Here is a 13751-nt window from a genome sequence, read left to right on the forward strand (position 1 = left end):
TCTGTGGCGGGGCAAGCGAAAATCTACAGGCCGGCGGCGTCGATATCGATTAACAGCAAGCGCTGACCGTTATCGAAGAATTGTCCGGCGGTGAGGCAGTACTGGTTGGTCGTGGCATCGCGGTAGGTCGAAGACAGCGTCAAGCGGCGCTCCTCCCAGCCCTCTGCGAGCAAATGGTAAAAGTACGGGCGCCACGACCAGTTGTGGCCCAGGTAGCGGCTGTCGGCCTGCCAGGCGTCCTGGCGCCACTCGAAGTTGGGCGTCAGCTGGGTGCCATGAGGATCGCACTGATAAAAGCGCAGCAACCACGGGAACGCCGGCAATTGCGGTAATTGACTCAGCGGCGCCTCGGCCAGGGCCCAGTGCTGCAGAATATTCATCAACTCGGCCATTTGCTGGCGCAACTGCATGATGCGCGCGCGCTCCGCCAGTTTCTGCTTGACGTAGGCGCCGCGCAGTTGCGCAAAACGTGGCACGAAAGCGTCGGCGGCAAACCAGTCCAGCTGCGCCTGGGCGAACAGGTAACCCTGTACGTAACGGGCACCGCACTCCAGGGCAAAGCTCAACTGCGCTTCGGTCTCCACACCTTCGGCGATGATCCAGCAACCGGTCTTTTCCGCCATTTGCGCCAGTGCCCGTACCACCTCGCTGCTCGGTCCGCCGCGTGCGGCTTCCTGGAACAGGCGCATGTCCAGCTTGAGAATGTCCGGCTGCAACGCCAGTACCCGGTCGAGCTGGGAATAGCCGGCGCCGAAGTCATCGATGGCAATGCGCGCGCCCGCCTCGCGATAACGCGCCACCACCTCCGTCAGGCGCTGAATGTCGCCACCCAGTTCGGTGATCTCGAACACGATGCGTTGTGGGTCGACGCCGTGGCTGTGGATCTGTTTCAAGCTCGGCAGCGGCTGGCCGGCACGCAGGCGATTGATCCAGCGCGGCGAGATATTCAGGCTCAGGAACCAGTCCTCAGGCGCTTCATGCAGGCGGCTCAGGGCGTTGTCGCGCAGTTGTCGGTCAAGGCGCCGCAAGGCCACACCCGGCGTGCGCGGATCGGCGAACAGCGGGCCCACCGACTGCAGGCGACCATCCGCCAGGCGCAGGCGGCCGAGGGCTTCCACGCCGGCGATGCGGCCGGTGGCGGTGTCGATGAAAGGCTGGAAACAGGCGAGCGGTTGCCCGTCGATCACGGGGCCTCCTTAGAAGCGTCGGCGAAAAAAGGCCCGGCCCTCTAAAACGAGGGCCGGGCCGATTCTGTTAGCAAGAATGCAGCCAGCACGGGCGGGTGCGGCTCAGGGTTTGCGCGAGCGGCCCTGCATGGCCAATTTGATCAGAGGGATTAACCCGGCCCCCAATCGCACCAGGCGTGTCACGCTGCTGATACTGCCGCCCTTGGCGCCCTTGCCGGTGAAGAAACCCATCAGCGTCACCGCCGCCATGCCCCACAGCGGCGCGTGCTTGATGCCCAGGTTGTCCTGCCAGTTATGCCGCATGTCGCGCATCTTGTGCAGCGGCGCCAGGAGTTGATGGGACTCGTGGCGGATTTCCTGGCGGTGCATCTCCATGCGCAGGCGAATCAACGCCTTGCGCATTTCCCGCCGTGTGGTGGATTGCGGAACTTCAGTCAGGCTCATGGCAGCAGGCGCTCCCGGTCATTGGCCAACTCTTCGAGGGTGGCATGGAACGGCGTGGACTCATCGAACACCGCCGCTTTCAGGCGCACGCCACAGAAGGCTGCGGCCAGGCTGTAGAACACGCAGAGGCAGATGATACCGGTCAGACGATAGCCGGTGTCCCACACCAGAATCATCACCAGGGTCGACAACCCCACCAGCAGCAACAGCGCAAACACCAGGGCCAGGCCCGCAAACAACAGCAGGCTGACGGTGCGGGCTTTCTGCTCCTGCAACTCGATGCCGAACAGTTCGACGTGGCTGTGCAGCAAGCCCAGAACGGCCGCGCCCAGGCGTCGTGAGGTAGAACTTGCGCCCGTAGACGAGCCGTTTTCGCCGATAGACATAATTTAGCGCCTTGTAGCCAGCAGGCCGATCAGAAAGCCTACACCTGCAGCGATGCCGATCGACTGCCAGGGGTTGGCCTGTACGTAATCTTCAGTCGCCGTCACCGCCGCCTGGCCGCGCTCGCGTAGGGAGTCTTCGGTCAGTTGCAGGGTTTCGCGGGCCTTGAGCAGGCTCTCATGAATCTTGCTGCGCAGTTCATCGGCCTGGTCGCCGGCGAGGATTGCGGTGTCGTCCAGCAACTTCTCGGTGTCGCTGACCAGGGTTTGAAAATCCGCCATCAGTATTTCTTGAGCAGTCTTTGCAGTGGTTCTGGCCATGGGTATCTCCGTGATTGGCTGAGCGGTGCGTGTGGTTTCGAGTCACCGGCGTCGGTGAAGGTTCAGTGCAATTGTCTGGTACAGCTTTTGCTTTGCCTTGGTGCGCAGGCTCCGGGCCTGCGCTGAAGACGGGCGGGCGAGGCGCAAACCTCGAAAAACCTTACCCTAAAACACTCTAACTCGCGGAAAAACCCTGTCGGCAATGGCCTGCTGTGCTGTTCGTTGCGCTAAAGCGGTTCACGCTCCCTTCAGAGGGGTGGTGCCGGTGGTGCCAATTTAGTGCGCGAACCTCTGGCTTGAACCGCTTTGGTGCTTTTTGCCCTGACTACAGGCCTGCCAATTTCCATGGACAATCTGCAACGTGCGGTGGACACCCTGGTCCATAGCTCCAACACCCTGTTTATCCTGATCGGCGCGGTCATGGTCCTGGCCATGCACGCCGGCTTCGCATTCCTGGAAGTCGGTACGGTGCGGCAGAAAAACCAGGTCAACGCGCTGTCGAAAATCCTCAGCGATTTCGCCATCTCGACCCTGGCGTATTTCTTTATAGGCTATTGGATCTCCTACGGTGTGAGCTTCCTGCAACCGGCGGCGGTGATCAGTGCCGATCATGGCTACGGCCTGGTGAAGTTCTTTTTTCTGCTGACGTTTGCCGCGGCGATTCCGGCGATCATCTCCGGGGGCATTGCCGAGCGGGCCAGGTTCGCGCCGCAGTTGTGCGCCACCGCGTTGATCGTGGCTTTTATCTATCCGTTTTTCGAGGGGCTTGTCTGGAACGGCAATTTCGGCCTGCAGGCCTGGTTGCTGGCCTCTTTCGGTGCCAGTTTCCACGACTTCGCCGGCTCGGTGGTGGTGCACGCCACGGGCGGCTGGCTGGCGCTTGCGGCGGTGTTGCTGCTGGGGCCGCGCAACGGTCGCTACCGCGAGGGGCGGCTGGTGGCGTTCGCGCCGTCGAGCATTCCGTTCCTGGCATTGGGTTCGTGGATCCTGATCGTCGGCTGGTTCGGCTTCAACGTGATGAGCGCCCAGACCCTGGACGGCGTCAGCGGCCTGGTGGCGGTCAACTCGCTGATGGCTATGGTGGGCGGCACCGTCGCCGCGCTGGTGATCGGTCGCAACGACCCCGGTTTTCTGCATAACGGGCCACTGGCCGGTTTGGTGGCGATCTGCGCCGGTTCCGACCTGATGCACCCGGTAGGCGCATTGGTCACCGGCGTGGTGGCCGGTGGTTTGTTCGTGTGGTGCTTTATCGCCGCCCAGGATCGCTGGAAGATCGACGATGTGCTGGGTGTGTGGCCGCTGCACGGCCTTTGCGGCGTGTGGGGCGGCATTGCCTGCGGGCTCTTTGGTCAGACGGTTCTTGGCGGATTGGGCGGCGTGAGCCTGATCAGCCAGTTGATCGGCACCGCCCTCGGTGTGGCCGTGGCGTTCGGCGGAGGGCTGGTGGTGTATGGCACGATCAAGCGCGTGCACGGGTTGCGGCTGAGCCAGGAGCAGGAGTACTACGGCGCGGACTTGTCGATCCACAAGATCGGCGCGGTCAGTCAGGATTGATCGGCGCCTCATCGTTGTCGCTGGGCGGCGCGTGAAAACCGTGCAGCAGGCGATAGCGGTTCTGTCGGACTTCGTCGACCCGCGCCTGCACTTGTTGGTCCGGCAGGCCCAGCAGGAGCAAGGCGTGGGCGGCCAGCATCAGGCTCGACTCCAATAGCTCGGGCACCACTTCAGTGGCGCCCGCGGCCTTCAGTTCGGCCCACTGGCTATCGTCGCGGGTGCGCACCAGGATCGGCACCTGGGCGTTGATGCGGCGCGCCTCTTTGAGTACTACCAGCGCGACATCACTGTTATCCACGGCTATCACCACCAATCGCGCGCGCTCCACGCCCACGGCGCTGAGCAGGGCACCGCGCCGGCAGTCGCCGTAGTGCACGCTGCTGTCTTCGGTCGCCACTTCCTGCACCCGTTCCGGGTCGTCATCCAGCGCGATGAATGCCTGTTGCTCGCGCCGCAGAAAGCGCCCGATGGATTGGCCGACACGGCCGTAACCGCAGATCACGGCATGGTTGCGCAACTGCGCATTGAGCGCGGTGATGGTCTCCAGTTGCACCTGTTGATTGGGTTTGCGGTGCAGGCGCAGGGCTATCGCCGGGGCGGCGCGCAGCAGCAAAGGGGTCAGGAGCATCGAGCAGAATGTCGCGGCGAGCAGCAGGCCGTTGAATTGCTGCGGGATCAATTGGCTCTGTTGCATCTGCGCCATCAGGGCGAAGCAGAATTCACCGCCCTGGGCCAGGGCCAGGCCGCTGCGCCAGGCGGTTTCCACATCGCTGCCGCGCAGTTTGACCAGCACGGCCACCACACAGCCCTTGATCAGCATCAGCGTAAGGGTCATGCCGAGGATCAGCAGGCTGTGGCTGACGAACAGCTGCAGGTCGATGAGCATGCCGATGCTGACAAAAAACAAGCCCAGCAGGATGTCGCGAAACGGCCGAATATCCGCTTCGATCTGATGGCGGTAATGGCTTTCGCCCAACAGCATCCCGGCCAGGAACGCACCGAGGGCAGGGGAGAGGCCGAGCAGGTGAGTCAGCCAGGCGGTCAGCAGCACGATAACCAAGGCCAGCAATACGAACAGCTCCGCCGAGTGCGACGCGGCCACTTCATGGAACAGACGCGGCAGCAGCCAACGGCTGGCGAGCAGCAGGCCGAAGAACAACACCACGGTCTTGCCCAGGGTCAACGGCAACGCCACGTACCAGGCCTGGTCACTGCTGCCGGCGAACACCGGCACCAGGGTCAGCAGCAGTACCGCGACCACGTCCTGAAACAGCAGCACACCAATTGCATTCTGGCCATGACTGCTGAAAATTTCGCCAAGGCTGCTCAGCTCCTTACTGACAATGGCCGTGGACGACAGCGCCAGCCCCGCGCCGAGCAACAGCGCAATGCCCGGCGCTACCCCCAGCGCCATCAAGGTCGCCCCCAGCAGCACGCCGCAACCCAGTACCTGCAGGCTGCCCAGGCCGAACACTACATGGCGAAGGGCAAGCATTTTGGTCAGGGAAAATTCCAGGCCCAGGGAAAACAGCAGAAACACCACGCCCAGCTCAGCGAGGTCCGGCAGCTCTTCGCTGTCGTTGACCCAATCGAGCGCGGTGGGCCCCACGGCCAGGCCCACGCACAGATAGCCCAGCACGGGCGGCAGCTGCAGCCGGCGAAACAGGGCAATCACCACCAGGGATGACGCCAGAATGATCAGCAGGTTGGCGAACACAAACCTCTCCGTTGCAGGGTAAGCGGACAAAAAGCCGCGAGAATGGCTGAATCAGTTATAGGCCATGGTGACGTGGGTCAGCTTTTTAATGATGTGCAGCGTTTTTTTTTGGTGAGCGGGCTCATCACAAACGCTCGCTCACCGCCAACAATGCGCAACTCGCCACCGTCGGCAGGCGGGCTTAGAATGACCCACCTTATTCTGATCAGGCCTTCCGTCATGCGTCCTGAATGCCAGCTGTTCGGCACCCTGGGTTGCCACCTGTGTGAGATTGCCGAAGCCGAAATCATGCCGCTCGTCGAACATGGGTTGCAGGTTGAATTGGTGGATATCACCGATCCCGATGACCTCACCGAGGTCTACGGCCTGCGGATTCCGGTGCTTCGACGGGTGGATACGGGGGCGGAGCTGGACTGGCCCTTCGACACCGAACAGGTGGTCGCCTTCCTTCTCTGACGTCAGGCGATGGCGAGTTTCCAAATATTAAGTTACTGTATGTTTGTACAGCGATTGAATAGAGGGAACGCCCGTGGTGAATGTTGAACAACTGAAAAGCAGCGTCAATCGCATGTCCGCCGACATCGTGCGTGATGCGGTGAACGAGCTGCGCCTGGACGGCCTGGTCACGGAAGGCAAGACGCCGTTCAACAAAGTGCATTTCAATACCTGCTTTGCCGAAATCGAAGCGTTGTTCCAGCGCGCCGGCTATCACAAGCAATTGGATGTGGTGGGTTATCAGGGCCTGCTCTACGCACTCTACGATCCGGGGCGCTGGGAGGCGGTGGACGTCCTGCGTTGGCTCAAGGAATTCACCGAGGCCGCCAGCGCCTCGCCGATCCTGCGCGCCGAATTGGCCAAGGCCTGAGATCCGCCCTAGGCTCGATCCCGCTCCATGCGGGATAATGCCCGCCGGTTTTCCCAGGCTTCGAGCGTCGTCATGTCCACTTCCGGTTTTTCCGCGTCCCAGCACCAGGCCAGCACCTTGTATCTGCCACCCGGCCCTTGGGCCACGGTGCTTGACTGCCTGTGCGCGCACTTCCCCGCGATCAGCCGCGACCACTGGCTGGACCGCATCGCTCGCGGTCGCGTGCTGGACATCGATGGCAGCCCCATCGACCAGGGCCTGCCCTACAAGGAAGGCTTGTGCATCTACTACTTCCGCGAGGTGCCGAATGAAAAGGTCATCCCTGTGGAGGAAACCATTCTGTATGCCGACGAACACTTGGTGGTGGCCGACAAACCGCATTTCCTGCCCGTGACTCCGGCCGGTGAATACGTCGAACAAACGCTGCTGCGCCGTCTGATTCGTCGCCTGGATAACCCGTCGCTGGTGCCCCTGCACCGCATCGACCGGCACACGGCGGGGCTGGTGCTGTTTTCGGCCAACCCCCACAGCCGCGCGGCGTATCAGCAACTGTTTCCTACGCGCAGGATCGATAAGTTTTACGAAGCCATCGCGCCCGCGCTGCCGGATCTCACCTTTCCCTTGGTGCACAAAAGTCGTCTGGTAGACGGTGAACCGTTCTTTCGCATGCAGGAAGGTCCCGGTGTCAACAACACCGAAACCGCGGTGGAGGTTCGTGAAAAAAACGGCGAGCTATGGCGTTACGGCCTGTTCCCGGTCACCGGCAAGAAGCACCAGTTGCGCGTGCACATGACCGCGCTGGGGGCGAGTATCTGCAATGACCCGTTCTACCCCGACGTACTCAAGGACGCCGTGGACGACTACGCCAACCCGCTCAAATTGCTGGCCCAGGGCGTGCGGTTTGCCGATCCGGTCACCGGCCAGACGCGCGACTTTCGCAGCCGCATCACCCTCGATTGGTAAACGGCGAAAACGACAAGGCCCGCGCGAGGCGGGCCTTGTGGGCAGACGTTTAAGACTTACAGGTCTTTAACGGTGCGAACCTGGTCTTTGTTGATCCGGGTGTGCTTGCCGTCCAGCTGTTCGAATTCGTAGAAGCCCGAGTCTTCATCGTATTTCGGGGTGTCGACGGCCTGGATTTCACGACCGTCATTCAGGGTGATCACGGTAGGCGAGGCGCAACCGGCGAGGGTAGCGAGGCCCAGTGCGAGCATGAAAGCGGCGATGGTCCGTTGAGTCATGGGTGTGTCTCCGAGAGAATTCTTTGAAATTGCTGACCTTGTGACGCGTAAGGCGTCGCCAAAGTTCCTTGTACGAAAGTTCATTCTGACACGTCAGACTTCTGGTGCAACAGTTCGGGTGTGTTCAAGTTGGCCAGGCGTGGATCATTGGCCGGGCATTCCAGGCCCACGCCGCCCAGCTGCAGCAGAATTTTGCGCGGGCTGCGCTCGCCGGCCTGCCAGGCCTGTTCTACCGCGTTCTTGAGGTGAGTCGGGATGATGCAGATCAACGGCTCCCAGAATTCCCCATGGCGCACCATCACCGGCGACTGCGGGGTGCGTCGTGCCGTGTCACGCAGATCGGTCAGCAGGCGCGCGTCGAGGTGCGGCACATCGCAGGGCAACACCAGCAGGTGCCCGTGGCGCGCAGCGGCGAGCCCGGCGCGGATACCGGCGAGCGGGCCGGGGAAGTCCGCGCTGTCGTCGTTCACCAGTCGATCGGCATAGGCCGCATAACGGTCCTGGTTGCGATTGCAGGAGATGATCAAGTCATCGGTCAGCCCGCGCACCAGCCCGTGCACATGCGCGATCAGCGGCTGGCCGCGCCAGGTCAGCAGGCCTTTGTCCTGGCCGCCCATGCGCTGGCCGCGGCCACCGGCCAACAACAGAATCGAACAGGGCAATGGGCAGCAATCAAGGGACATGGTGGTTCCACAGCGGCAGGCAAAGGAGGGCCTGTGATATAACACTGGGCTGTTTCTTCGACAACCGGACCGTGCCATGAAAGCCAAGGTTGATGCGCCTTTTGTACCCCTGAATATCGCTGTATTGACCGTCAGCGACACCCGCACCCTGGACACCGATACCTCGGGCCAGGTCTTCGTCGACCGCCTGACCGCCGCCGGCCATCGCCTGGCCGAGCGTGTGCTGCTCAAGGACGACCTTTACAAGATCCGCGCCCAGGTTGCCCACTGGATCGCCGAAGACGTGGTGCAAGTGGTGTTGATCACCGGCGGCACCGGCTTTACCGGCCGCGACAGCACGCCAGAAGCGGTGAGCTGCCTGCTGGACAAGCAGGTCGACGGGTTCGGTGAACTGTTCCGCCAGATCTCCGTGGCCGATATCGGCACTTCCACCGTGCAGTCCCGCGCCCTGGCCGGCCTGGCCAACGGCACCCTGGTGTGCTGCCTGCCGGGCTCCACCAACGCGGTGCGCACCGGGTGGGACGGCATCCTCGGCGAGCAGTTGGACAACCGTCATCGCCCGTGCAATTTCGTTGCGCATCTCAAGCAGGCTGAACCTTGTGAATCCCGTGGGTAAGCCCGGCAAGACCGGCGCCCTGATGCCCGTAGAGCAGGCCCTGCAACAGTTGCTGGACATGGCCGACGCCACGCCGATCCGCGCGCAGGAGACGTTGCCCCTGGGCGAATGCGACGCCCGCGTGCTCGCGCAGCCGCTGATCTCCACCCTCGACCTGCCGCCCTGGCCCAACAGTGCCATGGACGGCTATGCCGTGCGCCTGTCGGACTGGACCGGCGAGCCGCTGGTGGTGAGCCAGCGCATCTTCGCCGGTCAGGCGCCGCAGCCGCTGGCGGCCGGCACCTGCGCGCGGATTTTCACCGGTGCGCCAGTGCCGGCCGGCGCCGACTGTGTGGAGATGCAGGAAAATGCGCTGGTCCACGCCGATGAGCGCGTGAGTTTCAGCGAGCCCTTGCACCTGGGCCAGAACATCCGGCCTCAAGGCCAGGAAACCACGGTCGGCGAAACCGTGCTCGACGCGGGTACGCGCCTGGGCCCGATCGAGCTGGGCCTGGCCGCGTCCCTGGGCTGCGACCGTCTGGCCGTGGTGCGGCGTCCACGGGTGGCGGTGCTGTCCACCGGCGACGAACTGATCGAGCCGGGCCTGCCCCTGGGACCGGGGCAGATCTACAACAGCAACCGCCGCGTGCTCTGCAGTTGGCTGGCGCGGATGGGCTGTGAAGTGATCGATGCCGGGATTCTTCCCGACGATCTGGAGCAGACCCGAGGACGCCTCGCCGGGCTGGGCAGCGTAGACCTGATCCTGTCTACCGGCGGCGTGTCGGTGGGGGAGGCTGACTTCCTGGGCATCGCCCTGCGTGAAGAGGGCGAACTGGCGCTGTGGAAGCTGGCGATCAAGCCAGGCAAGCCGCTGACGTTCGGGCATTTTCGCGGCGTTCCGGTGATCGGGTTGCCAGGCAATCCAGCCTCGACTCTGGTGACGTTTGCACTCCTGGCGCGACCGTACATCCTGCGGCGTCAAGGCGTGGTCGACGTGGAGCCGTTGCGCGTCGAAGTGCCGGTGGGTTTCGAATGGCCCAAGCCGGGCAACCGCCGCGAGTACCTGCGCGGGCGCATTGAGCAGGGCCGCGCGGTCATCTATCGCAACCAGAGTTCCGGTGTGCTGCGCAGCGCGGCGTGGGCCGAGGGATTTGTGGAGGTAGTGGAAGGCACGACGCTTAACGTGGGGGATCGAGTCAACTTCATCCCCCTGAGCGAAGTCCTCAACTGAATAAAAAGGCAGATGTGGGAAGGGGGCCTCAGATAGAGGAGCATCAGTGACTTATGGGTGGCTGAATCATTGCCATCGGGCAAGCCCCCGATGACGGCTTGCTATTCAGTAATCGTCGCCACGCTCGGTCACATCCCGCTCCACCGGCCCCGCATGCGGGTCAAATCCCACCGGGAACTTGCCTTTCAATGTCCAGGCAAACGCGATGATCTCGGCAATCGTGCGGTACAACTCCTCGGGGATGCTGTCGCCCAGTTCCATGCGCGCCAGCAGTTTTACCAGCTCGGCGTTTTCATAGATCGGCACTTCGTTTTCCCGCGCCAGCTTGAGGATGGCTTCGGCCAGCGCATCGTCGCCTTTGGCGGTGAGCGTTGGCGCCTGCTGGCCGTCGTACTTGAGGGCAATCGCCTGGCGTGATGATTCGGTGTTTTTCATGCGGTTTCATCCACCCAGCGTTGCTCCAGTCCGGTTTTCGGCCCCCGTGGTGGCGTGCCCAGGTGGCAATCGAGGTCGCCGACGTTAAGACCCGAGCTCACCAGACGCTCGCGCAAACTGCCCAAATGGCTTTCGATCAAACTCGCCGTGAATGGCCGTGTTGCCCAGAGTTGGCTGGACAGCTTGCCCTGGGTCAGTTGCGCCTGCACCTGCAACGGTCCCAGTGGTTCCATATCGAAGGCCAGCTCGACGCGCCAGAGCATCTGCTTGGCGTCCTTATTGGCTTTGCGTTCGGGCTGATCCTTGTCCGGCGCCGGTTCTTCACGCTGGAACTTGACCTGCAACGGCACGATGTCCTGCAGAGTGCGCATGGGGATCTCCAACTGCCAGGTGGTTTGCAGGCGGCCATCGGCGGTGGTGCCGGTTTGCTCCAGGCTCGACAACTGGTGGCTCTGCAAGCGGGAAATGGCCCCTGCGGCCAGGCGCAGCAGGTTTTCCAGGTCGCCTTCGCCTTCCAGTTTGCCCATCAGACGCTCGGGCAGCGGGAAGCTCACCGGTGCCTGCCGTGCGCTGAGCTGACCCAGCGTGTTCAGCGGGCTGCGCACAAAGTTCGGCAGCACCTGGGCCAGGGTGTTGGCTGCCAGGATGGCATTCAGGTTGGTGCTGGCGGGCAGGGCGGGGACCAGGTCGGCGACCAGCCGCAGCAGCGCACCTTTCATATCCAGGGGCGGCACCTGCGGGTTCTGCCCGGCCAGCAGCTTGGCCTCCAGGAAGGCGCCGCTGTTCTGAATCACCTGGGCAAGCACCTTGGGATTGCTCACCTGCGCCAGGTCCGGCAGGGCGGCCAACAGGCGGTCGGCGGCGGCGCGCAGGTCGGCGGAGGTGCTGTCGCCGCGCGGCAGGCTCTGCAATGCCGTGAACAGCACATCCAACGAGCCTTGGCGATTTTGCTGGACCGACAGCTGCTGCGTGACGGCCAGTTGATCCTTGAACTCGCTCAAGGGCACGAAGTTAAGGGTTTGCGCGTTCTGCACCACCGCGCTGAGCAGACTGCCCACTCGCAATGGTTGAGGACTTTCCACCGTCAGCGTCGCACCGGCCATGGCGCTGCTGAGCACCGTGACCAGCGAGCGGTAGATCGCCGGCTGCGTGGTGCCCTGCGGCAGCACCTGGGTGGTCAGTACTTTGGCCTGCAGCAGGGTGCCTTCGGGAATTTTGCTGGTATCGATGCGCGTCAGCGCCGCAACGTTGGCGCTCAACGCTTGCTGCAGACTCAAGGCCAGGTTGCCGGCAGAGGTCTGGCTGACCGCCACATTGCTGCCCAGCGGCAACGGTTGCGGGCTGCTGGCTTGTACCAGGGTCTGGCGACCGCCATCGAGGGTCAGCTTGAGCAGCAATTGAAAAGCCTCGCCGCCTTGCTTGAGGGCGATCACCTCGGCGTTCGCGGTCTTGCCCGGATCGATCAAGCCGATCTGCGGCTCCAGCAGTTTCAGCAATGCCCCGGCGGCCGGCGGCGATGCCGGGCCGGTCGCCGTGGCAGGAGGTAGCGTAGGAAGGTTGATCTCGCCGGTCATTGCACGCATCGTCTCTAAGGGTAATTGCCCTCTTTAGCCTAGGGCATCGCATGTATAATGCCGCCCGTCTTCAAAGAGAGCGGTAAAAACCTCACAACTATTTGATCCAGCTCTCTAAAATCGGTCGCCAAAGCCGCTATTGTGCATTCCTCTTTAACGGCCGCAGCACCGCCGACTTGAACCGTAAAGGCCCGCGATCTCTTGACCAGCCCTCTTCTTGAAACCGTAGCGCTTGCCTGTGAGCGCGACCTGCGCCTGCTGTTTGAACGCCTCGATCTGCGGCTGGCGGCCGGCGATATGGTGCAGGTCAGTGGCCCCAATGGCAGCGGGAAGACCAGCCTGCTGCGCCTGCTGGCCGGGTTGATGCAACCCACGGCCGGTGAAGTGCGCCTCAACGGCAAGCCTCTTAACGCGCAGCGCGGCGAATTGGCGCGCAATCTGATCTGGATCGGCCATGCCGCCGGTATTAAAGATGTGCTCACCCCTGAAGAAAACCTCAGTTGGCTCAGCGCGCTGCATCACCCCGCGTCCCGCGAGGCCATCTGGCAAGCGTTGGCCGCCGTCGGCCTCAAGGGTTTCGAAGACGTGCCATGTCACACCTTGTCCGCCGGCCAGCAGCGCCGTGTCGCATTGGCGCGTCTGTATTTGCCGGGCCCGCCGCTGTGGATTCTCGATGAGCCCTTCACTGCCCTGGATAAACAAGGCGTGGCCCAGTTGGAAGAACACCTGGCCCGGCATTGCGAGCAGGGCGGCCTGGTGCTGCTGACCACGCACCACAGCTTGACGCGAGTGCCTGCCGGTTACCGCGAGCTGGACCTCGGGCGGTGGTCGCTATGAGCGTGTTCGCCCTGCTGGTCGCGCGCGAAGCGCGTCTGTTATGCCGTCGCCCGGCCGAACTGGCCAACCCGCTGGTGTTCTTTGCCATCGTCATTGCGTTGTTCCCGCTGGCGGTCGGTCCGGAGACTAAACTGTTGCAAACCTTGTCTCCGGGACTGGTGTGGGTAGCGGCGCTGTTGTCCGTCCTGCTCTCGCTGGACGGGCTGTTTCGCAGTGATTTCGAAGACGGCTCGCTGGAGCAGTGGGTCCTTTCGTCGCACCCGTTGCCACTTCTGGTGCTGGCCAAGGTACTGGCACACTGGGCTTTTTCCGGCTTGGCGCTAGTCTTGCTCTCGCCGCTGCTGGCGATGATGCTGGGCTTGCCCGTCGAATGCCTGCCGATCCTGCTGCTGAGCCTGTTGCTTGGTACACCTGTCCTCAGCCTGCTGGGGGCGGTGGGCGCGGCGCTGACGGTGGGATTGAAGCGCGGCGGGCTGTTACTGGCGCTGCTGATTCTGCCCTTGTACATCCCGGTATTGATCCTCGGCAGCGGCGCCTTGCAAGCCGCGCTGATGGGCATGCCGGCGACCGGTTACCTGCTGTGGCTTGGCAGCCTGACCGCCCTGGCGGTAACCCTGACACCTTTTGCGATAGCCGCCGGCCTGAAGATCAGCGTCGGTGAATAATGAGGTCTGGCTCAGCCAG

Annotated in this window: 17 protein-coding genes; 8 read left to right on the plus strand and 9 right to left on the minus strand. The window is 63.0% G+C overall.

Annotated elements, in window-relative coordinates; all coding sequences use genetic code 11:
* Positions 1 to 23: 23 nt before the first annotated feature.
* The 4 genes from PSH94_RS08730 to PSH94_RS08745 form a co-directional block, all read right to left on the minus strand.
* Positions 24 to 1187, minus strand: coding sequence for an EAL domain-containing protein (locus PSH94_RS08730; RefSeq protein WP_181081588.1), 1164 nt, complete (start codon positions 1185 to 1187; stop codon positions 24 to 26).
* Positions 1188 to 1289: 102 nt separating this feature from the next.
* Positions 1290 to 1631, minus strand: coding sequence for a hypothetical protein (locus PSH94_RS08735; RefSeq protein WP_181081589.1), 342 nt, complete (start codon positions 1629 to 1631; stop codon positions 1290 to 1292).
* Positions 1628 to 2017, minus strand: coding sequence for a phage holin family protein (locus tag PSH94_RS08740; protein ID WP_181081590.1), 390 nt, complete (start codon positions 2015 to 2017; stop codon positions 1628 to 1630). Before PSH94_RS08740 ends, PSH94_RS08735 begins: the two co-directional genes overlap by 4 nt.
* A gap of 3 nt (positions 2018 to 2020) precedes the next feature.
* Positions 2021 to 2335, minus strand: coding sequence for a YqjD family protein (locus tag PSH94_RS08745; protein WP_034096616.1), 315 nt, complete (start codon positions 2333 to 2335; stop codon positions 2021 to 2023).
* A gap of 345 nt (positions 2336 to 2680) precedes the next feature.
* Here PSH94_RS08745 and PSH94_RS08750 point away from each other — a divergent pair, with 345 nt between their 5' ends.
* Positions 2681 to 3889: an ammonium transporter gene (locus PSH94_RS08750; protein WP_181081591.1), complete on the plus strand. Its 1209-nt coding sequence runs from the start codon at positions 2681 to 2683 to the stop codon at positions 3887 to 3889.
* Here PSH94_RS08750 and PSH94_RS08755 read toward each other — a convergent pair.
* Entirely contained in the window at positions 3876 to 5606 is a 1731-nt protein-coding gene (locus PSH94_RS08755; RefSeq protein WP_181081592.1) for a monovalent cation:proton antiporter-2 (CPA2) family protein, read from the minus strand. The two genes, PSH94_RS08750 and PSH94_RS08755, sit on opposite strands and share 14 nt — an antisense overlap.
* 219 nt (positions 5607 to 5825) lie before the next feature.
* On the opposite strand from PSH94_RS08755, the gene PSH94_RS08760 reads away from it, so the two are divergent.
* From PSH94_RS08760 to PSH94_RS08770, 3 genes are all read left to right on the plus strand, one after another.
* Positions 5826 to 6062, plus strand: a complete 237-nt coding sequence (locus PSH94_RS08760) for a glutaredoxin family protein (protein WP_181081612.1) — start codon at positions 5826 to 5828, stop codon at positions 6060 to 6062.
* Positions 6063 to 6135: 73 nt separating this feature from the next.
* Entirely contained in the window at positions 6136 to 6471 is a 336-nt protein-coding gene (locus PSH94_RS08765; protein ID WP_034096620.1) for a hypothetical protein, read from the plus strand.
* 72 nt (positions 6472 to 6543) lie between these two features.
* Positions 6544 to 7434 carry a pseudouridine synthase gene (locus PSH94_RS08770; RefSeq protein ID WP_181081593.1) on the plus strand — a complete coding sequence of 297 codons (891 nt, stop codon included), beginning with the start codon at positions 6544 to 6546 and terminating at the stop codon, positions 7432 to 7434.
* A gap of 56 nt (positions 7435 to 7490) precedes the next feature.
* Here the strand turns inward: PSH94_RS08770 and PSH94_RS08775 are convergent, their stop codons facing one another.
* Positions 7491 to 7712: a YgdI/YgdR family lipoprotein gene (locus tag PSH94_RS08775; RefSeq protein ID WP_034096622.1), complete on the minus strand. Its 222-nt coding sequence runs from the start codon at positions 7710 to 7712 to the stop codon at positions 7491 to 7493.
* A gap of 80 nt (positions 7713 to 7792) precedes the next feature.
* Complete coding sequence (mobA, locus tag PSH94_RS08780) at positions 7793 to 8395, minus strand: molybdenum cofactor guanylyltransferase MobA (protein WP_266248626.1); 603 nt, start codon at positions 8393 to 8395, stop codon at positions 7793 to 7795.
* A 76-nt stretch (positions 8396 to 8471) separates the two neighbouring features.
* On the opposite strand from mobA, the gene moaB reads away from it, so the two are divergent.
* Together moaB and glp are read left to right on the plus strand one after the other, a co-directional pair.
* The gene (gene moaB, locus PSH94_RS08785) at positions 8472 to 9011 is read left to right on the plus strand and encodes a molybdenum cofactor biosynthesis protein B (RefSeq protein ID WP_181081595.1); all 540 of its coding nucleotides are present in this window, start codon (positions 8472 to 8474) and stop codon (positions 9009 to 9011) included.
* Positions 8995 to 10221, plus strand: coding sequence for a gephyrin-like molybdotransferase Glp (gene glp / locus PSH94_RS08790; RefSeq protein ID WP_253511544.1), 1227 nt, complete (start codon positions 8995 to 8997; stop codon positions 10219 to 10221). The genes moaB and glp overlap by 17 nt, the downstream gene beginning before the upstream one ends.
* Before the next feature lie 105 nt (positions 10222 to 10326).
* Here glp and PSH94_RS08795 read toward each other — a convergent pair whose 3' ends face one another.
* Complete coding sequence (locus PSH94_RS08795; protein WP_253511547.1) at positions 10327 to 10656, minus strand: EscU/YscU/HrcU family type III secretion system export apparatus switch protein; 330 nt, start codon at positions 10654 to 10656, stop codon at positions 10327 to 10329.
* Entirely contained in the window at positions 10653 to 12230 is a 1578-nt protein-coding gene (locus PSH94_RS08800; RefSeq protein WP_305437142.1) for a flagellar hook-length control protein FliK, read from the minus strand. Before PSH94_RS08800 ends, PSH94_RS08795 begins: the two co-directional genes overlap by 4 nt.
* Before the next feature lie 201 nt (positions 12231 to 12431).
* On the opposite strand from PSH94_RS08800, the gene ccmA reads away from it, so the two are divergent.
* A complete protein-coding gene (gene ccmA / locus PSH94_RS08805) occupies positions 12432 to 13067 on the plus strand; it encodes a cytochrome c biogenesis heme-transporting ATPase CcmA (protein ID WP_305437143.1) in 636 nt (211 codons plus the stop codon).
* Positions 13064 to 13732 carry a heme exporter protein CcmB gene (ccmB, locus tag PSH94_RS08810; protein ID WP_034096629.1) on the plus strand — a complete coding sequence of 223 codons (669 nt, stop codon included), beginning with the start codon at positions 13064 to 13066 and terminating at the stop codon, positions 13730 to 13732. Before ccmA ends, ccmB begins: the two co-directional genes overlap by 4 nt.
* Positions 13733 to 13751 lie beyond the last annotated feature (19 nt).

This window comes from Pseudomonas sp. FP2254, from assembly GCF_030687695.1.
In the GTDB taxonomy this organism is placed as follows: Bacteria; Pseudomonadota; Gammaproteobacteria; order Pseudomonadales; family Pseudomonadaceae; genus Aquipseudomonas; species Aquipseudomonas quebecensis.